This window comes from Streptomyces sp. PR69 (genome assembly GCF_026420845.1).
Taxonomy (GTDB): Bacteria; Actinomycetota; Actinomycetes; order Streptomycetales; family Streptomycetaceae; genus Streptomyces.
On the sequence record NZ_JAOWCB010000085.1, the window covers coordinates 1 to 1,203 of the forward strand.

Annotated in this window: 1 protein-coding gene; it reads right to left on the minus strand. The window is 73.7% G+C overall.

The features are described 5' to 3' along the window. On the minus strand, positions 1-1,203 hold a 1,203-nt coding region (locus OF819_RS28985), incomplete at both ends, for an amino acid adenylation domain-containing protein (RefSeq protein WP_267246625.1).

The window sequence follows — 1,203 nt, forward strand, 5'->3', positions numbered from 1 at the left end:
GCGTCAGCGGCAGCGCGTCCAGCGTCACCACCACCGACGGGACCATGTACTCGGGCAGCGCCGCGCCGACGTGCCGGCGCAGCAGGCCCGGGTCGGGGGTGTGCCCGGCCGCCGGAACGACGTAGGCGACGAGGCGCTTGTCGCCGGGGACGTCCTCGCGTACGAGGGCGGCGGCCCGCTCCACGTCCTTGTGAGAGGCGAGGGCGGCCTCGACCTCTCCGAGTTCGATGCGGAAGCCGCGGAGCTTGACCTGCTGGTCGGAGCGGGACAGGTACTCCAGCTCGCCGTTGCTGTTCCAGCGCACCAGGTCGCCGGTGCGGTACATGCGCGCGCCGGGCGGACCGTACGGGTCGGCCACGAAGCGTTCGGCGGTCAGGTCGGGGCGGCCGAGGTAGCCGTGGGCGAGGCCGTCCCCGGCGATGTACAGCTCGCCCGCCACGCCGGCGGGTACCGGGCGGAGCGCCGCGTCCAGCACGTACACGCGGGTGTTGGCGACAGGGCGGCCGATGGTGACGTCCGGGCCCGTCACCTCGGTGGCCGTCGACCAGATCGTCGTCTCCGTCGGCCCGTACAGGTTCGTCACGGAGCGGGCATGCCGGGTGAGGGAGGCGGCCAGGTCGGTGGGCAGGGCCTCGCCGCCGACGAGGACCCGTACCCCGGCCAGCGCCTGCGGGTTGTCGGTGACCAGCGCGTGCCAGAGGCTCGGCGTCGCCTGCGCGATGGTGGCGCGGGCGACCCGCTCGCTGAGGGCGGTCGGGTCGAGCACGGTGTCGCGGGCCGCCAGTTCCAGCGTCGCGCCGTTCAGCAGCGGCAGGTACAGCTCCAGGCCCGCGATGTCGAACGCCACCGTCGTGACCGCGAGCAGGCGGTCGTTCGGGCCGAGCCAGAACCGGTCCTGCATCGCGCCGAGGAAGTTCGTCAGCGCCCCGCGCGGAACGACGACGCCCTTGGGGCGGCCCGTCGAGCCCGAGGTGTAGATCACGTACGCGGGCGCGGAGGCAGGTACGACGATCTGCGGGTCTCCGCCGGGGTGGCCGTCGGTGTCGGGCAGCTGGTCGAGGACGATGACGGGCTTGGCGTCGTCGAGCATGTAGGCGACGCGGTCGGCCGGGTAGTCGGGGTCGATGGGCAGGTACGCGGCGCCGGACTTCAGTACGGCGAGCAGGGCGACCACCAGGTCGGCGGAGCGCGACAGGGTCACCG